Here is an 18,454-nt window from a genome sequence, read left to right as displayed (position 1 = left end):
TCACGGAGGCTCTTGACCGAACGGTAGCTGTCGCTCGGCCTTTGAACCGACCGTTCCGTCCGACGACCGCGTCTCGACAAATTTAGTTTCCATACATCAAACAGAATTGCTTTAGTGCCCTCGGCGGCCATCCACGGGTGATGCCACCTATCGCGCTGTCATACGATCCGAGACCCGGCCCGACGACGGCTCGAGCCGTCGCCGGACGGGCGTCCGTGTTCGCGTTTGAGGATCGCCTCGCCAAGTACGACCTCACGCAGGGCCGACCGCTCGAGGGAGGTGCCGTCGGACGAGCAACCTGCGTCTCGTGTCACGGGACGGTCCCTGTACCGGAGTGAGTATGACGGAGGCTGACGCAGAATCCGATGGGACAGACGGTAACGGGCAGGAGTCGACGCTTCGACGCCGCTCGCTCGGCGAGATCGAGAGTGCCCGCAGCCGGCAGATGTGGACTCGATCGGCGGTTCACGCGATCGACGGGGTCGTCGTCGCCGGGCAGTGGGACGGCAGCGTCACGGCCTTCGAGGTCGACTCGCTCGAGGCCCGATGGTCCGTCGAGCATCCCGACCACGCGGTCGGCATCGCGACGCTCGAGGGCAGCGACGGGGGAGGCGACAGCGACGGCGACCGCGTGGATACGGTCGTCGTCGCCGGACGCGGGGAGACGGGAACGATCGCGGCCTACGACCTCGAGACGGGCGAGTGTCGCTGGCGGTACGAGACCGCCGCCGACGTCGGCGAGCCGGTTCGGGAGAGCGTCTTCGCCCAGCCGTACGTCGTCGCCCTCGAGACCAATGGCGACAGACTGTACGCGGCGGCCCGCCGCTACGAGCGCGACAGCGAGAGCCGACGGTGGGAGAGTACGGTTCTCGCGTTCGATTCCGAGGGAACGGTCCGCTGGCGGTACGACACCGACGCCTCGCCGATCGCGCTCGAGTTAGATGGGGCGGGGGAGCGCCTGGCCGTCGGCTACAATCGTTGTATGGGGGCGCACGACAACGGGCTGGTCGTTCTCGAGACCTGCGCGACGACTCCGTCGTCGCGAAACGGAGGCGGTGAAACCGCCGAAGGGGGCGGCGACCTCGCCTGGACCTGGGATCCCGGAACCGAGGGTGACCGTCGCGTCGGCGACGTCTCCTTCGACGACGGGCGTCTCGCGGTCGCGAGCCACGGCGACAAGCGCGGCTACCTGCTCGAGTCGGGCGGCGCCGAGCGCTGGCGGGTCGATCTCGCGACCGAGACCGAGATCGACGGCGAACGGCTGTACGCGTACCCGAACCACGCCTACGCGAACGACGGTCGGGTGGCGTTTCTTACGGGGAACACCTACGCCGCGGAGAGCCGCGAGACGGCGGGCCGTCACCCGAACGAACACCGGATCGCCGTCTTCGGCGAGGACGGTCGGTCGCTGTGGGACGACTCCGTGCGCGGGTTCGTCCACGGCCTCGCGACCGACGGCTCGCGAATCGTCGTCCCCTGCGCGCAGCACTTCCGGGATCGGGATCCCGACGCCCACGCTGTTCGTCGATTCGATCTCGAGTCCGGCTCGCTTGAGCACGAGCGACTCGAGGGGATCGCTACCGCTGCCGCAATCGAGGACGGAACGGTTGCCGCGACCGAGGAACCGGTCACCTACCACGACGACGGACGGACACGCGGCGAGTACGCTCTCGCCGTTGAATCGGTCGCTCCTCGAGAGTGAATCCACTGTAGGGACACGAGGACTGCCGCACACATTTCGTTTCACTGTAACTGAGGCAGAAATCGCATACGCAAGGCAAACCACCACAACGGACACTCTCGTCTGTGTTTCCAGATAATGACAGAGACGAGAGAGCACGACGACTCGGAAGACCGTTCGGATTCCGGACTCGAGGACGCGGGTTTCCGTTCGATGCTGGCCGACGACGAGGGCGAACCGCGACGAGTGATGACCGACGGTGGCGAGGACGAACTTCCGGACGAAGAGGAAGAGGAGGAAGAGGAAGCCGAAGAGGACGAGGAAGACGAGGAGGAAGCTGAAGAGGACGAAGAAGAAGAAGACGAGGAAGACGAGGAGGAAGCTGAAGAGGACGAAGAAGAAGAAGACGAGGAAGACGAGGAGGAAGCTGAAGAGGACGAAGAAGAAGAAGACGAGGAAGAGGAAGCCGAAGAGGACGAAGAAGAAGAAGACGAGGAAGAGGAAGCCGAANAAGAAGAAGACGAGGAAGAGGAAGCCGAAGAGGACGAAGAGGACCCCGTCGGTCACGAACAGGGCGCCGAGGACTCCTACGAAGACGACGACGCGACGAACGTCCTCCACCTCGACCTCGACGGACTGTTCCTCGACCTGCTCGGGCTCGAGGTCAACCTGGATCCCGTCGTACTCAACCTCTCGGCTCGGCCGGGAGAGGGCAACCTGCTCGGCAACCTGCTGTCCGCCGTCTCCGGGCTCCTCGACGGCTCGCAGGACCTGCTCGGCGGCGTTCAGGACCTGCTCCCGAACCCGGCAGACGCGCTTTCGTCGATCGTCGACCGCTCGCAGGAAGCATTGACGTCGCTCGTGAGCAGACCGCGGGAGTTCGTCAGTGAACTGCTGGGCGGCGACGAAGACGACGAGGATGCTGAAGGTGACGAGGACGACGAAGGCGAGGACGAGGACGCACAGGGCCGGATCTCGTCGGCCATCCAGACGATGACCGACAGCCTGCGCGGGCTGATTCCGGACCTGCCCGTCGAGGAGTTCATCGCCACGGTCGTCCGTGAGGTCCTCCAGGCGCTGATCGACCAGCTCGAGGGCGACGAGGAATCGAACGAACAGGAAGGCGAGGCGGAGGCGAGCGCATAACAATGAGTGAGGAATCTCAGTCGTTGACGGAACAGATCGACTACGACAAGATCACCGAAAACCTCGAGCTCGAGGGGCTCGTCGAGGGCACCGAGTGGGAAGACGAGATCAGCGAGGACGAGCCCATCGGCGAGACGCTGGGCGGGCTGATCGGCTCGATCATCGGTCGCAAGATCGGCGAGCAGGTCGGGCGCACGATCGGCGACCTCGTCGTCGAGGAGCTGCTCAGTGCGGGCGATGAGGACGAGGAGGACGACGAGGCGTCCGAAGGCGACGAAGAGGCGGAAGACGAGGACGAAGGCGAAGAGGACGAAGAGGCGGAAGACGAGGACGAAGGCGAAGAGGACGAAGAGGATGACGACGACGAAAGTGAAAGCGAAGAGGACGAAGAGGATGACGACGACGAGAGCGAGGACGGAGGGGAGTAGCCGTGAGACCGAGTTCTCCACTACGAGCGACTCGAGGTGAGCGCGATGAGTGAGGACTCCGGGCTGAAGCAGATGGTCACCGACGAGGTAACCGAACAGGTCGACGTCTCCGATCTGCTCGGCGACGGCAGCCTCGAGGACAACGTCGACGGCGGCGAGGTCGGTGCGGCCGTCGGTAGACAGTTCGGCGAACAGCTCGGTCGCGAACTCGGCGCGACGATCGGTCGCGATATCCAGGAAACCCTTCGAAAAGGGATCGAGAACGGAAAGAGCCTCCGCGAGCTGGTCTCGGATCTGGTGGCCGCGATCCGGACGGCGATCCGCGACGCGATCGCGAGCGTCGTCGGCCAGGACGCCCTCTCGTCGGCGACCGGTGCGCTCACCGGCGACGAGGCCGAAGACGAGGAGACGGAGGCGGACGAGGACGAGGACGGAGAGGACGGACTCCTCGACTCCGCCGATGATCTTCTTGATTCCGACGACGATGACGACGAAGCGGAGGACGAAAGCGACGAGGAAGCCGCTGACGAGGAAGACGAAACCGACGGCGGCGAAAGCGACAAGGACGCTGCCGACGAAGCGGAAAACGAAGAGGAGACCTCGGAGGAGCCATCGGTCGCGGAACTCGAGAACCTGCGACGCGAGACGCTCGAGGACTTCCTCGGCGTGATGTCGTACCAGGATCTGCAGTCGGTCGCCAAGGACGTCGGCGTCAAGGCGAACCTCAGCCGCGAGGAGATGACCGACGAGATCATCGAGGCGGTCGCGGACGAGGGAGCCGACGGTGACGAGGAATCCGAAGCCGACGACGACGAGTCGTAATCCCCTCGACACCGAATCCGGGCTCTTACCCAATCTCGATCCAGAACCATGACCGACGAACTCTACGACCGTATTACGGAGATTCTCGACGAGGCCAGTACCGAGAGCGGAGCGCTCGCCGTCCCTGACGACGATGACAACGGCGCCGACGACGACCTGCTCGAGCTCTCCGAGGAGGCAGCGGATCTCCTCGAGTCGACCGACCCCCGCGAGCTGCTCGAGGCGGTCGGGCTGGGCACGCTCGAGGACGGCACCGAACCCGAGACTGTCCCCGAGGCGATCACCAAGGGTGAGCCCGACCGCGTCGAGGAGCTCCGGCGGCTGGTCCGGCTCGCGAAGCTCGGCGACCGCGAGGAGGAGGGCGAGCTCGAGACCGCGATCGACGGGCTCCGCGAGGCGACCGAGGAGGGGGACGGCGACGACGAAACGGAGGGGCAGAGCGACACCGAAGACGACGAGGACGGTTCCGAGGAGGAGTCGGCAGATGAAGACGACGACGAGTCGGAAGACGGTGACAACGAGACGGCTGATGACGACGAGGCGGAGGACGACGAGACGGCTGACGACGCCGAGTCGGAGGACGACGAGAGTACGACCGACGAACTCGAGGACCGCCTCCGAGACGCCGTAGACTCGTCGGTCGAGGAGTTCGGCGCCGACCTCGAGTCGGTTCGGGAGCAGCTGGCGGCGGCAGCGGGGGATGACGACGAGTCAGACGAAGACGAGGATGGACTCCTCGACTCCGCCGGTGATCTTCTGGATTCCGAGGACGATGCCGACGGAGACGAGGACGATGAAGACGACGGTGGCCTCCTGGACGACGAAGATGACGAAGACGCTGAGGACGAGGAGGAGGACGACGACGACGATGACGACGGTCTGCTGGGCTCCGATGATGACGGACTTGGCTCGAGCGAGTCGTCGCGGTACTCGACGATGGCGCCGCCGCCGAACGAGCGGGCGGACATGAACGCGGTCAAGCGCCACTCGACAATGCCGAAGCGAAACCGGTAGCCGATCGCGGCCGTAGCTCTTTGTCGCTCGCTCGCGTAGATCCGATATGTACGACTCGATCCTCGTCGCGACCGACGGCAGCGAGACGGCGTCGGTGGCCGTCGAACACGCGATCGATCTCGCGGACCGGCTCGAGGCGACGCTGTACGGCGTCGCCGTCCTCGAGACCCGGACCGAGTACGACAACGCCATCGTCGATCCAAAGGAGGTTGAGCGCCACCTCCGGGGGCGGGCCGAGGCGTCGCTTGCAACTCTCGAGGAGCGAGCCGAGGCGGCCGGCGTTCCGGTCGAGACGGCCGTTCGGGTCGGGGTCCCGCACGAGGAGATCGTCACCTACGCCGATGACTGTGGGGTCGACGCGATCGTCGTCGGCAGCCGCGGACGGTCGGATTTCAAGGGTGCCCTGCTCGGGAGCACCGTCGACGCGGTCGTCAGGCTCGCGACGCGACCGGTGCTCGTCGTCAGCGGGTGAGGAGTTTTATTCCTCCTCCGAGTACCTTTTCCATAGATGCACGACTGGATCGACGGCTACGACGAGCGGGACTGGCAGACGACCGAGGAGGGTACCGTCCAGTACGCACTGATCGGGCTCGGCTGGTGGACGGTCGATGTCGCGATCCCGGCGATCGAGAACTCCGACCTCGGCGAGGTCTCGGTACTGGTGAGCAGTTCGACCGAGAAGGCCGAACGGCTCGCCGAAGAGAACGACGTCGAACACGGGATCAGCTACGACCAGTACCACGAGGGGGAAGCCAGCGACGCCTACGACGGCGTGTACATCGGCACGCCAAACGCCTACCACCTCGAGTACGCCGAGACGGCGGCCGACCTCGGGAAGGCGGTTCTCTGTGAGAAGCCAATGGAGGCGACCGTCGAGCGGGCCGAACGGATGGTCGAGGCCTGCGAGGACGGCGACGTTCCCCTGATGATCGCCTACCGAATGCAGACCGAGCCCGCCGTCCGCCGAGCGAGAGAGCTCGTCGAGTCGGGCTTCATCGGCGAGCCCGTCTCGGTCTACGGCGCGAACGGCCAGCCGCTGCTCGAGATGAACTCCGATCACGACCAGTGGCGGCTCGATCCGGATCTCACGGGATACGGTACCTCCGTGATGGATTTGGGCATCTACTCGATCAACACGACGCGATACCTGCTCCAGCGTGAGCCCGTGGCGGTCTCCTCGCGGATGACCTCTCACCACGAGGCGTTCGAGGACGTGCCCGACGAACGCGCCTCCTCCGCGCTGTTGCTCGAGGACGACGTTCACATGATCACGACCTCGAGCCAGCGCGCCCACGAGGACACCCACTTGAAGCTCACCGGAACCGAGGGGACGATCGAGCTCGATCCGGCGTTCCACGGCGAGGCGACCCTGCAACTCTCTCGCGGTGACGTCTCGGTCGAAATCGAACACGGGGAATTCGACGCCCAGCGAGAGGTTCGGGAGGTGTTCGACTACTTCGCTGACCGCGTGCTGACCGACGGGGAGATCTACCCCGACGGCCGCCACGGGCTTACCGATATGCGTATCATCGAGGCGATACACCGGGCTGCCGACGAGGAGCGATCGGTGGAGCTCTGAGCGCGCCGGCACCGACCGATCGACTGGACCCCGCGGAACGACGCTGTCGGTTCGATAATCGATAAATTCCAAATGACTGATTCGTATTTCGAGGATAGGATATTCACATTTGGTGCAATACTACTGCGTCATTCCGACTATGTCTTTGCAGCTTTCATACGAGTGCTCTATGCTATTCCAGAAGTTGATAGCGAAAACAAAGCGATTTAGAACGGTTTGTTGATTCGACTCTCTCTGTATGTATTCCAGAAAAGCGCACATATAGCGGATAAAACGGAAGGTGTGGGAAGAACGATTGCTTCGGTAACTACCCAGTCGACCCACTGCCTGGTCGGTGGTGATTCGAGCAGTAGAGCTATCTCGGCGGTTAGTACTGTGCTATAGTGATGTCTTATATTGACAACACTAGTAACGTATATCCTCGGGTATTTCGAACAGTACCAATTGTCGGAACTGATGGACACCGCTTGAAGTGGTGTCATCCTGCTCGTGTTTGAGTTGCTGAAACACCGAGAGACGATATGGATTCGGGCGGTCTCTCCTACCCGTCTGTCGGCAGGATATTACAGAGGTATGTTCGTAATGTCTTCCCGGCACTCGACAGGGTGACGGGTCGCTCGAGCGTAATTCGTTCGAGTAGTTCGAACATCACACTGCAGCGAGTCAGGAGTGGGCGAGGTTGACCTCGATCTCGTTCGTCGCGCCGAGCAGGAGCGCCGGGAGCTCCTCGGTCAACACCTCGCCGCGGAGCCGATTGGCGGGGCCAGCGACGCTGATCGCTGTGACGGCGTCGCCGGAGTCGGATCTGATCGGCGCACCGACCGCGCGGACCCCGCGAACCGACTCCTCGCGGTTGATCGCGTACCCCCGCTCGCGGATTGTCTCGAGGTGCTCCCGAAGCTCGGATCGGTCGGTGATCGTCTCGTCGGTCGCCGCCTCGAGCCCGCGTTCCTCGAGGATCGTCCCGATCCGTTCGTCGGGCAGGTGCGCGAGGATCGCCTTTCCCGCGGCGAACTGGTGTAGCGGAGTTCGCCTGCCGACTCGAGCGTGGGTCCGCACCGAGTGACGACCCTCGGCACCGTAGATGTGGACGCCGACGCCGTGCTCTTCGATCACACACCAGACCTTCTCGTCGGTCGCCGCGGCGAGTTCGTCGACCTTCGGCTTCGCCGCCTCGAAGACCGGTTGCCGGTTCCGGACGTAGGTCCCGTAGTCGAGAAACCACGTTCCGAGCCGATACGCCTCGCCCTCCCGGACGAGAACCCCCTGGTCCTCGAGCGTTCGGGCGTGGCGGGATGCGGTGCTCTTCGCGATCCCGAGTTCGTCCGCGATCGCCGTCACGCCGGCTCGATCCCGGCGTTTGAGCAGGGCGACGATCTCGAGGGCCGTCTCGACGGTCTCGACCGGTCTGTACCCCGGTTCGGATCCCATACCGGTAGTGGTGAGTGCACCGACAAAAATGTGTTCCCGCTATTCGAACGAGCCACTCGCTCACGCGGTCTGGGAGTACTCCTCGACCCACTCCTGCAACATGATACCCATCGTCGCCTGCGTGATCGCGTTCGAGGACGCCGAGTTCGCGCTCTTGACGAGTTCGGCCTCGAGCGTCCGTTTCGGGACTTCGCCGAGGAAGTGGGGGATCGCCCGCTGGACGGCGAGCGGACAGCCGACCTCGTGGGCTAGCGCGTATCCCGAGATGGAGTGGGGGATCTCCTCGCTGACGTACCGCGGGTCGGGCTCCTCGAGGAGCGCGTCGTCGACGTGGCCGGGATACTCGTAGCACTTCCCGACGTCGTGGAGGAGACAGGCCGCGACGACCGTATCGATATCGGTGTCGGCGCCGTGGAACTCCCGTTGTTCGCGGGCGCTCTCGAGCGCGATGCGGGTGACGCCGCGGACGTGCTCGACGTTGGTCACGTCGTGGATGTTCCAGGCGTAGGGGATGTCCTCGACGTCTCGCCAGCCCCCGCGTGTGAGGCCGAGTACCCATGCCTCGACGACCCGATCACGGAGGTCGTTGTCCTCGATCTCCTCGAGTTCGGGGAACGCCTCGCGGACCTGTCGCTCGAAGTCGGGGTCCGCCATCGCGATCAGCGCTCGCCCTCGCGTTTGACGAGTCGCTCCCGCCCGATGAGACGGGGTCGCTCGTCGATCGCGAGGAAGTTGTCGACGTCCTCGCGGGCCTCCTTTGCCTTCCCGCGGTCGGGGTCGTAGTCGCGCGCCCCCTCGCTCCCCAGCGCGTCGTACAGTTTCTCAAGATCCTCGAAGTAGAGTTCGGCGACGCCGTCGAACTCGGCGTTGTCGGGGTCGGTCGGGAGGACGGTGTTGTACTTCACGACGCCGTCGATCTCGCGGGCGATCGGGGTGTGATTGTCCTGCCAGTAGTCGACGAATTCCTCGTGGCTCATTCCCTCCTTCCGGACGAGGAAGGCAGAGTGTTTGTAGAGGCCGTTCGTGTCGCCGTCGACCTCGTCCTTCTGGACGATCTTCTCGCCGATGAAGCGGGGACGTTCCTCGATCGCGAGGAAGTTGTCGACGTCCTCGCGGGCTTCCCTGGCCTTGCCCTTCTCAGGATCGTAGTCCCGCGAGCCCTCGCTCCCGAGTGCGTCGTACAGCTTCTCGAGATCCTCGAAATAGAGCTCGGCAATCCCGTCGAACTCGGCGTGATCGGGCTCCGTGGGGAGCACCTGCTGGTAGCGCACGACGCCGTCGATCTCGCGGGCGATCGGGGTGTGTTCGGTCTGCCAGTAGTCGACAAACTCCTCGTGGCTCATCCCGTCCTGGCGGACGAGAAGGGCGACGTGTTTGTACATCGGGACGGTGATTTTCCACACAGACCAATAAAGTATGAGGCTCGTGACCGCTTGGCAGCCTCAGAGCGGTTCCCCATCGACGAACAGCGCCTCGCCCGCCGTCCGCGTCTCGGCGTAACCATCGTGGTACTCCATCAGCTGGAACAGGGCGCCGGTGGGATTGCTCGGCGGGAGGAACGCCTCCGTCCAGTGGTCGAACTCGGCGCGGTCGACGACGGTGACACCGCTCGATTCCAGGGCTTCGGCGGCGGCATCCAGATCGGCGACCTCGAGCGTGACGTGGTGGAGGCCGGGTCCGTTTCGCTCGAGGAACTCGGTCAGAAAGGAGTCGGAACCCGGCTCGGGGGCGATGAGCTCGAGCCGTGAGGCACCACCTAACACGTATGTCGCCCAGGTGAACGACCCGTACTCGCTTCGTTCCTCGTGGATCTTCTCGCAGCCGAGCGCGAACAGCAGCCCCTCGGCCTCCTCGATCGACTCGACGGCGATCCCGACGTGATCGACGCGTACCGCTGGCATCTCAGGCATACTGGCGACAGTGCGATCTCCACACATAGCTGTTCGGGCCGCGGAAACGATCGTCACGCCGATCGGGAACGCGTCGCACCGACAGAACGAAGGGAAGAGCTCACAACAGTACGACTGCATGATCAAACAGGTCGAGTTTCTGGTCCGCGGAGACGAGTACAGCCACGAGGAGTTCGTCGAGTGGTGGCAGGGCGATCACGCCGACCTCGCGCGCGACCTGCCCGGGCTGAAGCGCTACACCACGTCGGTCCCGACGAACCCCGACGCCGTCGAGTACGACGGCGTACTCGAGCTCGCCTTCGAGGATATGTCGGCGCTCAAGGACGCCTTCGACTCCGAAACGGGCCAAGAGGTGATGGCCGACGCCGCCGACTACGTCGACTTCGACGCCGGCGAGCGCATGATCGTCGAGGAGACGGTCCACGTCGACGAGAGATGACGACCACCGCCGCCGACCTCGTCGAGACGCTCGAGGAGCTGGGCGTCGAGTGCGTCTTCGGTTACCCCGGCGGGCGCGCGATCGAGCTGCTCGAGCACCTGCCGGAGTCGGAGATCGACCTCGTCCGACCCCGCGATGAGCGCGAGGCCAGCGTCATGGCCGAGACGTACGGCCGGCTCACCGGAAATCCGGGAGTGCTCACGGGCCAGGGGCCGTGGATCGGCAGTCTGGGACTCATGGGTCAGCTGGAGGCTCGGCTGGGCTCCTCGCCGATGGTTGTGCTCACCGAGGCCTCCGAACGAGGCGAGTACTCGACGCTCGCACCCTACCAGCAGGCCCGCGGGGACTACGGCGGGTTCAGCCTCCCAAAGATCCTCGACGGCGTCACGAAGGAGTGGTGGTTCCCCCGGACGCCGATCGAGACACTCCGGAGCACGCAGCTGGCGTTCAAACACGCCGTCGCGGGCCGTCCCGGTCCGACGGCCGTTATTCTGGACGGGGGGGCGATCACCGACGACGTTCCCGGCGACCCGACCCCGCCCGCATGGAATGCACGCGAGCAAACCCGGACCTGGGACGCCGCGCCGACCCCGGCAGACGTCGCGAACGCGGCCGAGGCTCTCGAGGACGCAGCCAGACCCGTGATCGTCGCGGGGAACGGTGTCCATGCAGCGAAAGCGTACGACGAACTCGCCGCGGTCGCCGACACCTACGACTGCGCCGTCGTTACCTCCTACCTGGGGAAGTCGACGTATCCGGAGACCGACGAGCGCGCCGCGGGCGTCATCGGCTCGTTCGGCCACGAGGGCGCCAACCGGGTCGTCAGCGAGGCCGATACGCTGCTCGTCGTCGGCTGCCGGCTGAACCCGATGGACACCAACTGGCAGGCACCCGACTTCGTTCGTCCGGAGGAGCAGACGATCGTCCACGCCGACGTCGACGCCCGTAACGCCGGCTGGGTCTACCCCGCCGACGTGGGCCTGATCGGCGACGCGAAAGCGAGCCTCGAGGCGCTCGCCGATGCCGGGGGCGGGGAGAACGGGTGGTCGCTCGAGCGGGCGGCCGAGGCCCGGGAGTGGTTCACCGCGCCCGAGTGCGAGGACGACTCGGCCCCGATCAAACCCCAGCGCGCGGCCAAGGAGATCCAGGCCGTCGTCGACGAGGAGACGATCGTCACCGCCGACTCCGGCAACAACCGGTTCTGGCTGCTGTACTACCTTCAGACGCCCGCGGTCCGCACCTACTTCGGCAGCGGCGGCGTCGGCGGGATGGGGTGGGCGAACCCAGCCGCGGTTTCGGCGGCGCTGACGACCGACAAAGACGTCATCGCCGTCGCGGGCGACGGCGGCTTCTCGATGACGATGAACAGCGTCGAGACGGCCGTCGAGTACGGCGTCGCGCCGACGTTCGTCGTCCTGAACGACACCAGCCTCGGGATGGTCCGCCAGATGCAAGGCGAGGGCGAGATCGCCGGCGTCGAGTTCCACGACACGGACTTCGTGACCGTCGCCGAGGCGTTCGGTGCGGTCGGCTGCCGGGTGACCGAACCCGACGCGTTCGCCGCCGCGCTCGCGGAGGGGAAGACGGCAGACACCCCGCACGTCATCGATGTTCGGATCGACCGCGAGGAGGATATGGCCGAGACGCTGTCCTCCTCGTTCTACGACTCGATCGGGGGACTCCACGAGTGACGGCGGCCGCCGACCCCCGACGTCGACGGCTCGATCGAACACCAACCTATACGTGAACTATCGACATACCCTGAACACATGACCGACGACAACGCGACCGTACTGGTGACCGGCGGAACCGGCTTCATCGGCTCCTACGTGGTACAGGACCTGCTCGAGTACGGCCACGACGTCGTGGCCTACGACCTCTCGACGGACACCGAGATCCTCGAGAAACTCGGCGTCGCCGACGACGCCACGGTGCGACGGGGCGACGTCTCCGAGCCGACGGACGTGATCCGTGCGGTCAAGGAGACGGGGGCGACTCATATCGTCCACCTCGCCGCGTTGCTGACGACGACCGCCCGCGAGAACCCCCGGGCGGCGGCCGAGGTGAACATCATGGGGACGAACAACATCTTCGAGGCCGCCCGGACCCTCGATGATCAGGTCGAACGCGTGGCCTGGGCGTCCTCGGCGGCGGCCTACGCCCCGCCCCACAACTACGACGCGGAGTGGGTCGACGAGGACGAACTCCTGTATCCGGATACGCTCTACGGCGCGACCAAGGAGTACAACGAACACCAGGCCCGGGTCTACCACGAGGACTACGGGCTGGACCACGTCGCCTTGCGGCCGACGGTCGCCTACGGTCCCTACCGCGAGACCGGGGGTTCTGCCTTCCTCGCGAACATCATTGAAAAGCCCGCGCTCGGCGAGCCCTACGGCGTCGAGTACGGCGACCAGGCGATCGACTGGCAACACGTCGAGGACATCGCCCAGGCGTTCCGGAAGGCGGCCTTCACCCCCGAATCCGAACTCACCCAGCGCGTCTACAACGTCCGCGGCGTGCTGGCGACGGTCCGCGAAGCCGCCGAAACCGTCGAGTCGATCGTCCCCGACGCCGAGATCGAGGTCTCCGACGACGGCGAACTCCCTTGGACACAGAACCTCGATATGACGAAGGCCCGGGAGGATCTGGGCTACGAACCCGAGTACGACCTCGAGTCGGGCTTCCGGAAGTACATCAACGTGTTGCGCGAGAAACACGGACTCGAGCCGGTATAGCGTTCCACTGTCGCGATCATGACGTCGTCGAGCCTCTCGTGCGATCGGCGCATCCCGGAACGACCCGTCAGTAGCCGGCAACCTATTTATTCGCAGTCGTGTTGCCCAAGGTCATGGCACTTGAACACACAGCCGAAGCCGACCACCCGCTCGACCCGCTCTCGCCGGACGAGATCGAGTCAGCCTACGAGACCCTCACCGAGGAGCGAGCGATCGGCGACTCGAGCCTCTGTATCAAGATCGAACTGGCGGAGCCGCCGAAGGACGCCATCGAGGCCTACGACGACGGCGGCGACGTTCCAGGCCGTCGAGCGCGGATCGTCATCAGAGACGGCGCGGAACGGAGGACGATCGAAGCGGTCGTTTCGCTGGACGACGACGCCGTCGTCTCCTGGGAGCATGTCGAGGGCGCCCAGCCCTCGATCGCGATCGAGGAGTTCATCGCCTGTGAGGAGACGGTCAAGGAGAACGCGGAGTGGCAAGCGGCACTCGAGCGCCGCGGGATCGAGCACACCGAGCGGGCAATGGTCGACCCGTGGTCGGTCGGCCACGAGTTCGTCCCCGAGGACGTCGACCGGTCGAAGCGGCTGGCCCACGGCCTGACTTTCCTCCGGCCGAGCGGGGACGACGGCGACGAGGGGTACGCGAAGCCGGTGACCGGCGTCCACACCTTCGTCGACCTCGACCGAATGGAGGTCGTGGAGGTCGTCGACTACGGACCGCCCGGCGACGAGGAGCCGCTCCCGCCCGAGGGAATGGCCTACCGGGAGGACGACGTCGACCTGCGTGAGGACCTGAACGCGTACAACGTCGACCAGCCGAACGGACCGAGCTGGAGCGTCGAGGGACAGAAACTCGAGTGGCAGGGGTGGCACATGCGCGTCGGCTGGACCCAGCGCGAGGGGCTCGTGCTGTACGACGTCGGCTACGAGGACGACGGCGAGGTGCGCTCGATCATCGACCGCGCGTCGTGTGCCGAGATGTCCGTGCCGTACGGAACGACCGACATCAACGACCGGTTCAAGAACGCGATGGACGTCGGCGAGTACAACATCGGCCGGCTCGCGAAGTCGCTGACCAACGGCTGTGACTGTCTCGGCCATATGCACTACTGGGACGCGGTGATGAACACCGCCGGTGGCGAGGCGAACGTGCTAGAGAACGCTATCTGTCTCCACGAGGAGGACAACGGCACGCTCTGGGAGCGCAGCGACTGGCGCACCGGGAGCGACGAGGTCCGCAGGCGTCGACGGCTGGTCGTCTCGTTCGTCGCCGCGGTCGGCAACTACGACTACATTTTCAACTGGTACTTCTACCAGGACGCCTCGATGGAGGTCGAGGTCCGGCTGACGGGGATCGACAGCGTCTCCGCCGTCGGTCCGGATGAGGATCCATCGGGGTACGGCGAACTCGTCGCCCCGCAGCTCAACGGACCGATCCACCAGCACTTCTTCAACTTCCGGCTCGACGTAAACGTCGACGACGGCCCCAACGAGCTGTACCGCGTCGAGAACCGGCAGGTCCCGGCCGGTCCGGACGGACTCGATCCGATGGGCGACGCCGACGACCGTACGCACAACCCCGGCGGCAACGCCTTCTACGCGGACCGCGAGAAGCTGGCGAGCGAGGCGGCGGCGAAGGAGCTGATCGACCCCTTGAAGGGACGGTACTGGCAGGTCGTCAACCCCGAGAAGACGAATCGGCTCGGGAGACCGACCGGCTACCGACTGATGCCCGGCGGCAACGTCGAGGCGGCCGTACAGAGCGACTCGAGCGTCATGAAACGTTCCGGATTCATCCGGTACCATCTGTGGGCGACGCCGTTCCGCGAGGACGAACGGTATCCGTCGGGTCGGTACCCGAACCAGCATCCCGGCGGCGCGGGGCTCCCGGCGTGGACAGCGGCCGATCGCGACCTCGAGGAGGAGGACCTGGTCCTGTGGTACACGCTCGGCGTGAACCACGTCACCCGGCCCGAGGACTGGCCGATCCTGCCGGTGCAGGTCTACAGCTTCAAGCTGCAGCCGGTCAACTTCTTCGAGGAGAGTCCGGCGATCGACGTCCCGCCCCAGCACGCGATCGAGGGCCAAGACGTCCCGGGCCACGGCGAGGGTTGCTCGGCCGACGCGGACGACGACTGATCTCGTCGCGACTCAGTCGGGGGCGTCGACCGACGCTTCCTTCCGATCCAGGATGCGGCGGATCTCGTCGCCTTCCAGCAGGTCGACCAGATCCTCGCCGCCGTTTCGGTACGCCTCGAGCTGTTCGTCGTCCAGATAGTCTTCGATCTCGTCGGGTTCGAGGAGCGCCTCGAGCGTGCCGTCAATATCTTCCGGATCATATCCTGGCACTGGCATGAGATAACACACTACGTCGACACTCTTATACTGTGGCCTCGGCGTGCGATCGGCCGCCCGACAGCGGTACGATTTAGTAGGCTCCCCTGATACGTCACGCCATGACGTTCCACGAGCGCGACTACACGGAGGGAACGCTGGGTACCCAGGCCGTCGACTGGGAGGAACGGATCAACACCCAGCGGCTGCGCGAGGAGCGCAGGGAGCGGGCGCTCTCCCGGCTCCGGGAGACCGACCTCGGCGCGATGTTGCTCGTCTCGGATCCGAACATCCGGTACGTGACGGGGTTGGCGATGACCGGCGGCAGCGGCGCGGACCACTACACGCTGCTCACCGAGAACGGCGATATCGTCCACTGGGACACCGCGGATCACGCGAGCAACCAGCGGGCGAACTGCCCGTGGCTCCACGACATCCGGTACGCCTGCCCCGGACTCGGTAACGTGCCCCGCGCCTCGGGCAGCCCCTCGGCGCGACGATTCCTGCTCTCGACGATGGCCGAAACAGTCCACGAGGCGATGGAGGAGTACGGCGTCGCCGACGAGAAACTGGGGGTCGACGTCGGCAACCGGGGACTGCTCGAGGCCCTCGAAGAGCGCGGCGTCGAGACCGATCCCGAAACTGCGCAGTCGGTGATGGAAGACGCCCGAAAGATCAAAACCGAGGACGAGATCGAGTGCCTGCGCCAGGTTGCGGCGATCTGCGAGGCCGGCTTCCAGCGGATCAAAGAGTCCGCGAGACCCGGCAAGCGCGAGAACGAGGTCTGGGGCGAAGCCGTCCAGGAGCTGTGGCGCCACGGCGCGTTCGTCGGCGGCGGCTACCTCACGTCGGGGCCGAACACCTGGCCGAAACACCAGGCGAACACCACCGATCGGGCGATCCGACCCGGCGACCTCGTCTACGCCGATTTTTACAATATCGGCTACCTGGGCTACCGATCCTGTTACTACCGCACGTTCTCGATGGGCGAGCCCACCCAGGAACAGCGGGAGGCCTACGAGACCGCCCGGGACAACCTCTACGACGTGCTCGAGCGCATCGAACCCGGCGCGACGACCGACGAGATCGCGCGGGGCTTTCCCGACATGGCGGGCGAGCACGCCGACTTCTACGACGCCGACGAACACTGGCAGCTAACGACCAATCACTGGGCCCACGGCCTCGGCCTGCAGCTGTACGAGGTGCCGCTGATCTGGCGCGGCCTCTCCCCCGACCACCCGATCGAGATCGAGGAGGGAATGACGATGGCCGTCGAGACCCAAGAGCCCGCGGGCCGGCAGGGCGTCCGCGTCGAGGAGATGGTCGTCGTCCGCGAGAACGGCGTCGAGATCCTCAGTCAGTGGCCCGTCGAGGAGATCACCGTCATCGACCACTAGATACGGTGGATAGACCTTTTCGCCCCAAATCGGTGAACTCCAGACGTACCGGATTAATCGAGTTAGCGAATCGAACGAGAGCATCCCGAAAGCCCCTGCTGCGTGCACTCCCAGGCCTCGCTGCGCGCCTCGGACTTCGTCCTGCGGTGCTTGCGTCGGCCGGGTTCGTCCACCGCAGCAGCCCCCTTCAGTCCGCCCGTGTCGGCTGATCGGTCGGCCACCGCGGGAGGGACTGAAAGGGGCTGGCGGCATCCGGGAAGACGGACGACGGAAGCACTGGAGTGAACGCCGTGAGCGAAGCGCGCAACGAGTCCTTCGACTGGATGCCGCCAGGGGCTTTCCTGGTGTTCACAGCGGGGTTCAAGCGGACTCGAACGTTTTCGTTCACCTCGAAGACGACCACTAGCTGGTTCGCCAACCATTAAGCCGATTCCCGGTGATGCCGAGAGTATGAAACTCGGGACCGGCCTCTTTACCGCCCAGCAGCGGCCCGGCGACGACCGCGAGCCGAGCGCGCTGTACGACGACGTCCTACGGCTGACTCGCGAGATCGAAGACGCAGGTCTCGACAGCGCGTGGGTTTCTGAACACCACTTCGAAGAGGACGGCTACCTCTCGGGAACAATGCCGACGCTCGGGGCGATGGCAGCCGAGTGCGAGGAACTCGAGATCGGCAGCTGCGTCGCGCTCGGGCCGCTGTACGACCCGATCCGGCTCGCCGAGGACGCGGCGACGGTCGATCTCCTCTCGAGCGGTCGGCTCACGCTCGGGCTCGCCATCGGCTCGAACCCGCGGGAGTTCGACGTCTTCGGCGTCCCACGCGAGGAGCGCGCCGAGCGGCTCGCAGATCTCGTCCCGTTTCTGCGAGGCGCCTGGAGCGAGGGCGATCTCGAGCACGACGCCCAGTTCCACGAGGTTCCGACCGACGTCTCGATCACGCCGAAACCCGTCAGAGGGGACGTGCCGGTCATGCTCGGCGGCGCGGCCAAACCCGCCGTCAGGCGCGCGGCCAGAGTCGGTGACGGCTGGTGTGCGCCGTCTGCACTCTCGCTCGAGGGCGTCGAGAAACGCGTCGCGGACATCCGAAACGTTCGCGAGGCGGAGGGGCTCGAGGACGAGTTCACGATCTACGTCCTTCAGCACGGCTGGGTCGGCGACTCCCGCGAGGCGGCCTGGGAGGCGATGCGCGACGGTTACTTCTACCTCCAGCGCCGCTACGCGGAAATCTTCTCGGGCGAGTCGGTCGACGAACTCGACGAGGAGCGCAAACGGGAACTGAAAGAACAGGCCATCTTCGGCACGCCCGAACAGGTTCGAGAGGAGCTCGAGGCCTACAGCGAGGCGCTGGGCGACGACGTTCACTTTATCCTCCGGACGTACTACCCCGGCGTCGAAACTGACGAGATGATCGACTGTGTCCATCAACTCGGTGACGAGGTCGCGCCCGAACTCCGATAGCCGAATCGAGCCCCGAACTATCCAACCAGTAAGAATTTCCGCCATCGGGACGCATATACTTGTTACTGCGGTTCA

The 18,454-nt window shown here is 65.3% G+C and carries 18 protein-coding genes; 13 read left to right on the top strand and 5 right to left on the bottom strand.

What is annotated here, in order from left to right; genetic code table 11:
* Nucleotides 1-140 precede the first annotated feature (140 nt).
* The 7 genes from C491_RS22450 to gfo6 all read left to right on the top strand — a co-directional run bounded on the left by C491_RS22450 (nt 141) and on the right by gfo6 (nt 6,670).
* Nucleotides 141-338, top strand: coding sequence for a hypothetical protein (locus C491_RS22450; RefSeq protein WP_152421305.1), 198 nt, complete (start codon nt 141-143; stop codon nt 336-338).
* Between the two features lie 2 nt (nt 339-340).
* On the top strand, nt 341-1,702 hold the full coding sequence (locus C491_RS10915; RefSeq protein ID WP_005556141.1) for an outer membrane protein assembly factor BamB family protein: 1,362 nt from the start codon (nt 341-343) through the stop codon (nt 1,700-1,702).
* 1,127 nt (nt 1,703-2,829) lie between these two features.
* Nucleotides 2,830-3,255 carry a hypothetical protein gene (locus C491_RS10905; RefSeq protein ID WP_005556137.1) on the top strand — a complete coding sequence of 142 codons (426 nt, stop codon included), beginning with the start codon at nt 2,830-2,832 and terminating at the stop codon, nt 3,253-3,255.
* Between the two features lie 45 nt (nt 3,256-3,300).
* Nucleotides 3,301-4,077, top strand: a complete 777-nt coding sequence (locus C491_RS10900; protein WP_005556135.1) for a hypothetical protein — start codon at nt 3,301-3,303, stop codon at nt 4,075-4,077.
* Between the two features lie 48 nt (nt 4,078-4,125).
* Nucleotides 4,126-5,091, top strand: coding sequence for a hypothetical protein (locus C491_RS10895; RefSeq protein WP_005556134.1), 966 nt, complete (start codon nt 4,126-4,128; stop codon nt 5,089-5,091).
* 46 nt (nt 5,092-5,137) lie between these two features.
* On the top strand, nt 5,138-5,563 hold the full coding sequence (locus C491_RS10890) for a universal stress protein (protein WP_005556132.1): 426 nt from the start codon (nt 5,138-5,140) through the stop codon (nt 5,561-5,563).
* A gap of 36 nt (nt 5,564-5,599) precedes the next feature.
* Nucleotides 5,600-6,670 (top strand): D-xylose 1-dehydrogenase Gfo6, encoded by a 1,071-nt coding sequence (gfo6, locus tag C491_RS10885; protein WP_005556130.1) that lies wholly within the window; start codon nt 5,600-5,602, stop codon nt 6,668-6,670.
* Between the two features lie 663 nt (nt 6,671-7,333).
* Here the strand turns inward: gfo6 and C491_RS10880 are convergent.
* From C491_RS10880 to C491_RS10865, 4 genes are read right to left on the bottom strand one after another with little or no spacing between them, the layout of a single operon-like run.
* Nucleotides 7,334-8,101, bottom strand: coding sequence for an IclR family transcriptional regulator (locus tag C491_RS10880; protein ID WP_005556128.1), 768 nt, complete (start codon nt 8,099-8,101; stop codon nt 7,334-7,336).
* Nucleotides 8,102-8,161: 60 nt separating this feature from the next.
* Nucleotides 8,162-8,755: an HD domain-containing protein gene (locus tag C491_RS10875; protein WP_005556127.1), complete on the bottom strand. Its 594-nt coding sequence runs from the start codon at nt 8,753-8,755 to the stop codon at nt 8,162-8,164.
* 5 nt (nt 8,756-8,760) lie between these two features.
* Nucleotides 8,761-9,483: an EthD domain-containing protein gene (locus C491_RS10870; protein WP_049891768.1), complete on the bottom strand. Its 723-nt coding sequence runs from the start codon at nt 9,481-9,483 to the stop codon at nt 8,761-8,763.
* Between the two features lie 60 nt (nt 9,484-9,543).
* Complete coding sequence (locus C491_RS10865) at nt 9,544-10,011, bottom strand: VOC family protein (protein ID WP_049891779.1); 468 nt, start codon at nt 10,009-10,011, stop codon at nt 9,544-9,546.
* Nucleotides 10,012-10,129: 118 nt separating this feature from the next.
* Between C491_RS10865 and C491_RS10860 the strand changes: the two genes are divergently transcribed.
* From C491_RS10860 to C491_RS10845, 4 genes are all read left to right on the top strand, one after another.
* Complete coding sequence (locus tag C491_RS10860; protein ID WP_005556123.1) at nt 10,130-10,450, top strand: EthD family reductase; 321 nt, start codon at nt 10,130-10,132, stop codon at nt 10,448-10,450.
* Nucleotides 10,447-12,141 carry a thiamine pyrophosphate-binding protein gene (locus C491_RS10855; protein WP_005556122.1) on the top strand — a complete coding sequence of 565 codons (1,695 nt, stop codon included), beginning with the start codon at nt 10,447-10,449 and terminating at the stop codon, nt 12,139-12,141. The genes C491_RS10860 and C491_RS10855 overlap by 4 nt, the downstream gene beginning before the upstream one ends.
* A gap of 78 nt (nt 12,142-12,219) precedes the next feature.
* Nucleotides 12,220-13,188 (top strand): NAD-dependent epimerase/dehydratase family protein, encoded by a 969-nt coding sequence (locus tag C491_RS10850; RefSeq protein WP_005556121.1) that lies wholly within the window; start codon nt 12,220-12,222, stop codon nt 13,186-13,188.
* Between the two features lie 113 nt (nt 13,189-13,301).
* Nucleotides 13,302-15,329 carry a primary-amine oxidase gene (locus C491_RS10845; RefSeq protein WP_005556120.1) on the top strand — a complete coding sequence of 676 codons (2,028 nt, stop codon included), beginning with the start codon at nt 13,302-13,304 and terminating at the stop codon, nt 15,327-15,329.
* A gap of 12 nt (nt 15,330-15,341) precedes the next feature.
* On the opposite strand, the gene C491_RS10840 is transcribed toward C491_RS10845, so the two are convergent.
* A complete protein-coding gene (locus tag C491_RS10840) occupies nt 15,342-15,545 on the bottom strand; it encodes a hypothetical protein (protein ID WP_049891765.1) in 204 nt (67 codons plus the stop codon).
* Nucleotides 15,546-15,646: 101 nt separating this feature from the next.
* Between C491_RS10840 and C491_RS10835 the strand changes: the two genes are divergently transcribed.
* Nucleotides 15,647-16,921, top strand: a complete 1,275-nt coding sequence (locus C491_RS10835; RefSeq protein ID WP_005556107.1) for a M24 family metallopeptidase — start codon at nt 15,647-15,649, stop codon at nt 16,919-16,921.
* Nucleotides 16,922-17,371: 450 nt separating this feature from the next.
* Nucleotides 17,372-18,379, top strand: coding sequence for an LLM class flavin-dependent oxidoreductase (locus C491_RS10830; protein WP_005556105.1), 1,008 nt, complete (start codon nt 17,372-17,374; stop codon nt 18,377-18,379).
* The last annotated feature ends 75 nt before the right edge of the window (nt 18,380-18,454 follow it).

It is taken from the genome of Natronococcus amylolyticus DSM 10524, from assembly GCF_000337675.1.
Taxonomy (GTDB): Archaea; Halobacteriota; Halobacteria; order Halobacteriales; family Natrialbaceae; genus Natronococcus; species Natronococcus amylolyticus.
This window is presented reverse-complemented; position numbering and strand designations above follow the sequence as displayed.

What these genes read in the sequence shown, in the direction of transcription:
- C491_RS10860 (WP_005556123.1), top strand. Translation starts at nt 10,130, where the DNA reads ATGATCAAACAGGTCGAGTTTCTGGTCCGCGGAGACGAGTACAGCCAC.
- C491_RS10865 (WP_049891779.1), bottom strand. Translation starts at nt 10,011, where the DNA reads ATGCCTGAGATGCCAGCGGTACGCGTCGATCACGTCGGGATCGCCGTC.
- C491_RS10900 (WP_005556135.1), top strand. Translation starts at nt 3,301, where the DNA reads ATGAGTGAGGACTCCGGGCTGAAGCAGATGGTCACCGACGAGGTAACC.
- C491_RS10875 (WP_005556127.1), bottom strand. Translation starts at nt 8,755, where the DNA reads ATGGCGGACCCCGACTTCGAGCGACAGGTCCGCGAGGCGTTCCCCGAA.
- C491_RS10840 (WP_049891765.1), bottom strand. Translation starts at nt 15,545, where the DNA reads ATGCCAGTGCCAGGATATGATCCGGAAGATATTGACGGCACGCTCGAG.
- C491_RS10845 (WP_005556120.1), top strand. Translation starts at nt 13,302, where the DNA reads ATGGCACTTGAACACACAGCCGAAGCCGACCACCCGCTCGACCCGCTC.
- C491_RS10870 (WP_049891768.1), bottom strand. Translation starts at nt 9,483, where the DNA reads ATGTACAAACACGTCGCCCTTCTCGTCCGCCAGGACGGGATGAGCCAC.
- C491_RS10835 (WP_005556107.1), top strand. Translation starts at nt 15,647, where the DNA reads ATGACGTTCCACGAGCGCGACTACACGGAGGGAACGCTGGGTACCCAG.
- C491_RS10905 (WP_005556137.1), top strand. Translation starts at nt 2,830, where the DNA reads ATGAGTGAGGAATCTCAGTCGTTGACGGAACAGATCGACTACGACAAG.
- gfo6 (WP_005556130.1), top strand. Translation starts at nt 5,600, where the DNA reads ATGCACGACTGGATCGACGGCTACGACGAGCGGGACTGGCAGACGACC.
- C491_RS10830 (WP_005556105.1), top strand. Translation starts at nt 17,372, where the DNA reads ATGAAACTCGGGACCGGCCTCTTTACCGCCCAGCAGCGGCCCGGCGAC.
- C491_RS10850 (WP_005556121.1), top strand. Translation starts at nt 12,220, where the DNA reads ATGACCGACGACAACGCGACCGTACTGGTGACCGGCGGAACCGGCTTC.
- C491_RS10890 (WP_005556132.1), top strand. Translation starts at nt 5,138, where the DNA reads ATGTACGACTCGATCCTCGTCGCGACCGACGGCAGCGAGACGGCGTCG.
- C491_RS10915 (WP_005556141.1), top strand. Translation starts at nt 341, where the DNA reads ATGACGGAGGCTGACGCAGAATCCGATGGGACAGACGGTAACGGGCAG.
- C491_RS10895 (WP_005556134.1), top strand. Translation starts at nt 4,126, where the DNA reads ATGACCGACGAACTCTACGACCGTATTACGGAGATTCTCGACGAGGCC.
- C491_RS10855 (WP_005556122.1), top strand. Translation starts at nt 10,447, where the DNA reads ATGACGACCACCGCCGCCGACCTCGTCGAGACGCTCGAGGAGCTGGGC.
- C491_RS10880 (WP_005556128.1), bottom strand. Translation starts at nt 8,101, where the DNA reads ATGGGATCCGAACCGGGGTACAGACCGGTCGAGACCGTCGAGACGGCC.
- C491_RS22450 (WP_152421305.1), top strand. Translation starts at nt 141, where the DNA reads ATGCCACCTATCGCGCTGTCATACGATCCGAGACCCGGCCCGACGACG.